We start from the raw sequence: 4,598 nt of genomic DNA, 5'->3' as shown, positions 1-4,598 counted from the left end.
GGGATGACGAAATCACGCAAAGGAGACGTTTCCTTTTCGCGCGCGAATCCCTACATGCCGGGTCATCATGGCACGTCCGCAGCACCCGACATTCGACAAGCACAAAAGCGTCGCGGAAAACCGCAAGGCCCGCTTCGAGTACTACATCGAGGAAACCTTCGAGGCCGGCATCGCGCTGACCGGCACCGAGGTTAAATCGTTGCGGTTCGGCGAAGGGTCGATCGCGGAGTCCTACGCCGAGATCAAGAACGGCGAATGCTGGCTGGTGAACTCCAACGTGCCCGAATTCAGCCACGGCAATCGCTACAATCATGTGCCCAAGCGCCCGCGCAAACTGCTGCTGCACGAGCGCGAACTCTCTCGCCTGCAAGGCTCGGTAGAGCGCAAGGGCATGACCCTGGTGCCGCTCTCGATCTACTTCAACGGTCGGGGCCGCGCCAAAGTCGAACTCGCGCTGGCCAAGGGCAAGAACGCGGCAGACAAACGCCACACGATCAAGGAACGCGACTGGAAGCGGGAGCAGGGCCGCATCCTGCGCGAGCACAAGTGAGCGACCTGCTGCACCGCCTGGGCGCCTGGCTGCACGGCCAGATGCCCACGCATGCGCAGCTTGAGGCGAATCGCTTCACCGCGCCTTTCACGCGGCGGCCGGAACTGTTCCGCTTCACGCGGCGATCGGTGCCGCGGGGCGTGGCCGTGGGCATGTTCATCGGCATCTTCGCGCTGATCCCCGGCGTTCAGATCGTCGGCGCAGCGCTGATGTGCGTGCCGTTTCGCGGAAACATTCCGCTGGCCGCCGCCGTCACCTTCATCAGCAATCCGGTGACGACGCTGCTCATCATCCTTCCCGTCGCGGTCGCGATCGGAAACAGCTTCGGCTATCACGCCGATATCGCCACGGTGGAAGCGATGGTGCGCGAAGGCGCGGGCCTCGCCCAGTGGCGGGGCTGGCTGCTGTCCGACACGGCGCCGGCAGTGCTGATAGGCCTGTTCATCCAGTCGGTGGTCGCGGCCTTCGTCAGCTATTTCCTTACCATGTGGTTCTGGCGCTACTGGATCGGCCGCAAGCATCGTGCCCGCCGCCATCGCAGCTTGTTCCGCCATGTCGAAAGCGAGGACGGGCAGCCTCCAGTGAAGACCGGCGACACGGAAGGAATTGCATGAAGGCAGGCCGGCAGGGGGCTGATGGGCAGGGGGCCGGCAGGCCGCAGAGCCAGATTCGCATCGCGGGGCTTTCGGACACGACGATCGTCGCGCTTGCCCTCGCGGCCAGCGCCGCGCTTGTCTGGCTGGTGAGCGGCGACGGCCTGCTCGTAGCGATACTCACGGGCACGCTGATGGTTTTCGGCGGCCTTGCATGGATGCTCGCCAACCGCCGCCCCGCAGCCGCCGACGTGGAATTCGCCCAGCCCGACTGGTCCGTAACGGTGGCGGCGATAGATCGCACCGATATCGCCATTGCCGTAACCGACCGGGCGGGGCGTCTCGCCTGCGCCAACGGCAGTTTCGAACAGTGGTTCGGCACCGCCAGCCCCCCGCCGCGCCTGCCGGTGGATGATGCCGCGCTGGAGCGGCTCACCGATGCCGTCCGCTCTGCCTGGCGCGACGGTCATGCCCGGGCGGAAGTGCGAACCGAAGGCGAGATGGCGCTGGATTGGCGGGTCGAGATCCAGCGTTCGGGGCGCGGGGACGATTTTCTGGTCTGGCGCATCCGGCCGGTCAACTCGGTCGATATCGTCGGGGAGCTGGTACGGCAGGTCGACGGAAAGCTGGGGAAGGGGCTGGCTCGCGCGGGGATATCGGCGGCCGTGGTCGATCCTGACGGCATGATCCGCGCGGCCAGCGCCGGCTTCGCCCAACGCGCCACCGGCGATGCCCTGGCCGATATGACCGGCCTCGATTTCGTGGCGCTGATCAGCCAGGAAGAAGGCGAGCGCATCGGCTGGGCGCGTGATGCCGGTCGCGGCGGGCCGCTCGTGCTCTATCACGTTCCCATCGCCGACCCCGATTCGCCGGCTGAGCCAGATCCCAACCTCACCCCCTCGCTGATGCTGGTGGTGGAAGCGGGGCAGGGCATCGGTGCCGGCGGCGGCGGCGGAACCGCCGCGCCGCATCTGGAGGCGCTGCTCAGCCAGTTGCCGCTCGGCCTGGCCATGGCCGATCGCGACGGGCGGCTGCTGTTCGCCAATCCCGCCTTCATGCGCGCCGCGGGACAGGAAGGGCAGCACCCGCCAAGCTATCCGACCGACCTCGTGGTTCGTGATGACAAGCGCGCCCTGTCCGAGGCGATCCGGCGTTTCGCGCAGGGGCCTGCCGCTGCCGGCGATATCGCGGTGCGCCTGACTTCGCAGCCGGACGACCCGGTTTCGCTAAGCCTCGCGGGTGTGCGCGGCCTGGGCGAGGCGGCGGTACTGCTTGGCCTGACCGACAATTCCGAGGAAACCCGCCTCAAGCGCCAGGTCGCGCAGGCCACCAAGATGCAGGCCGTGGGCCAGCTTGCAGGCGGCGTGGCGCACGATTTCAACAATGTGCTGACGGCGATCCTGGGCACCTGCGACCTCATGCTGATGCGCCACACGCCGGGCGATTCGGACTATGACGACATCCAGCAGATCCGCGCCAATTCCAACCGCGCGGCCTCGCTGACCCGCCAGCTTCTGGCCTTTTCTCGCCAGCAGACCTTGCGCCCCGAAGTGCTCCAGCTTCCCGACGTGGTGGCCGACGTTTCGCAGATGCTGCGCCGCCTGATCGGCGAGAAGATCCAGCTTGTGGTCAGCCACGACCGCGATCTCGGCCCGGTCCGTGCCGACCCGACGCAGCTCGAGCAGGTGATCGTCAACCTCGCCGTGAACGCGCGCGACGCCATGCAGATGAAGGGCGATGGCGCGGGCATCCTCACGCTCGCCACCCGCCGCATCAGCAATATCGATGTGCGGGCCATGCGCAGCGAGATCATCCCGGCGGGAGACTATACCGCGCTGATCGTGGAGGACACCGGCGGCGGCATTCCCTCCGAACACCTCGGCAAGATATTCGAGCCGTTCTTCACCACCAAGGAACAGGGCAAGGGCACCGGACTGGGGCTTTCCACCGTCTATGGCATCGTCAAGCAGTCCGGCGGTTTCATCTTCGCGGAAAGCGAAGCGGGCAGGGGTACGCGGTTCGTCGTCTACCTGCCGGTCCATCATGTCGCCCCCGGCAGCGCGCCCGAACCCGCTCCCGTCGAGGAGCCCGAGGCCGAACCAAGCCAGTGGGCGGGCGGCGGCGCGATCCTGCTCGTGGAGGACGAGGATCCCGTGCGCATCGTCGCCGAGCGCGCGCTGACGCGGCAAGGCTATGTCGTCACATGCGCGCGCGACGGCGAGGAAGGCCTCGAACTCGTGGAAGAGGGGGGGCGGTTCGATCTGGTCGTCTCGGACGTGGTGATGCCGTCGCTGGATGGGCCTGCCATGGCGCGGGAGATCCGCCGTATCGCGCCGGACCTGCCGGTGCTGTTCATGTCCGGCTATGCCGAAGAGCAACTGCGCAAGGAAATCGGCATCGCCAATGCCTGGTTCATGCCCAAGCCCTTTTCGGTGCAGCAGCTCTCGGAAAAAGTCGGGGATGTTCTGGCCCGCACCGCAGGCGGCGTTAAAAATAGGAAATAAGCCGAAGTTCCCCTCTTGTTCCATGAGAACAAAGGCGATACATAGATCCCCGCGACGTTGACCTTTCCGGTCAGGCCGGTAGCAAGGGGAAGAGACATGGCTGCTCAGCTCAAGCTGATCCAGGAAGGCAAGGAAAAGGACAACATGGACCGTCAGAAGGCGCTCGAAGCCGCGCTTGCGCAGATCGACAAGGCGTTCGGCAAGGGCTCCGCGATGAAGCTGGGTTCCAAGGAAGCGATGCAGGTGGAGGCGATCTCCACCGGTTCGCTCGGACTCGACATCGCGCTGGGGGTCGGTGGTCTTCCGCGCGGCCGCGTGATCGAAGTCTACGGGCCGGAAAGCTCAGGCAAGACCACGCTTGCGCTCCATGTCATCGCAGAGGCACAGAAGTCCGGCGGCACCGCCGCCTTCATCGATGCCGAACACGCGCTCGATCCCGTCTATGCCAAGAAGCTGGGCGTCAATATCGACGAACTGATCGTCTCGCAGCCCGATACCGGCGAACAGGCGCTCGAAATCACCGATACCCTGGTCCGTTCGAACGCGATCGACGTGCTGGTGGTGGACTCGGTCGCCGCGCTGGTCCCCCGCGCGGAAATCGAAGGCGAGATGGGCGATAGCCACGTCGGCCTCCAGGCCCGTCTGATGAGCCAGTCGCTCCGCAAGCTGACCGGCTCGATCAGCCGCTCGCGCTGCATGGTGATCTTCATCAACCAGCTGCGCATGAAGATCGGCGTGATGTACGGTAACCCGGAAACGACCACGGGCGGCAACGCGCTCAAGTTCTATGCCTCGGTCCGCCTCGACATCCGCCGCACCGGCCAGATCAAGGACCGCGACGATATCGTCGGCAACGCCACCCGCGTGAAGGTGGTAAAGAACAAGGTCGCGCCGCCGTTCAAGCAGGTCGAATTCGACATCATGTATGGCGAGGGCATTTCCAAGATCGGC

At 65.7% G+C, this 4,598-nt stretch carries 4 protein-coding genes; all 4 read left to right on the top strand.

The features are described from left to right. Positions 1-67 precede the first annotated feature (67 nt). A complete protein-coding gene (smpB, locus tag RT424_RS23935) occupies positions 68-550 on the top strand; it encodes an SsrA-binding protein SmpB (protein ID WP_313443336.1) in 483 nt (160 codons plus the stop codon). Next, complete coding sequence (locus RT424_RS23930; RefSeq protein ID WP_313443333.1) at positions 547-1,164, top strand: DUF2062 domain-containing protein; 618 nt, start codon at positions 547-549, stop codon at positions 1,162-1,164. Before smpB ends, RT424_RS23930 begins: the two co-directional genes overlap by 4 nt. Continuing rightward, the gene (locus RT424_RS23925; protein WP_313443331.1) at positions 1,161-3,647 is read left to right on the top strand and encodes an ATP-binding protein; all 2,487 of its coding nucleotides are present in this window, start codon (positions 1,161-1,163) and stop codon (positions 3,645-3,647) included. Before RT424_RS23930 ends, RT424_RS23925 begins: the two co-directional genes overlap by 4 nt. Positions 3,648-3,743: 96 nt before the next feature. Then, positions 3,744-4,598 (top strand): recombinase RecA (recA, locus tag RT424_RS23920; protein ID WP_313443329.1); only part of this gene is annotated, 855 nt, incomplete at its 3' end.

The sequence above is a fragment of the Novosphingobium sp. genome (assembly GCF_032093395.1).
Lineage (GTDB): Bacteria > Pseudomonadota > Alphaproteobacteria > Sphingomonadales > Sphingomonadaceae > Novosphingobium.
The sequence above is the reverse complement of the archived record's forward strand: the minus strand, read 5'-3'. Positions and strand labels throughout refer to the sequence as shown.

Coding starts and splice junctions, on each gene's coding strand:
- smpB (WP_313443336.1), top strand. CDS start 68: ATGGCACGTCCGCAGCACCCGACATTCGACAAGCACAAAAGCGTCGCG.
- RT424_RS23925 (WP_313443331.1), top strand. CDS start 1,161: ATGAAGGCAGGCCGGCAGGGGGCTGATGGGCAGGGGGCCGGCAGGCCG.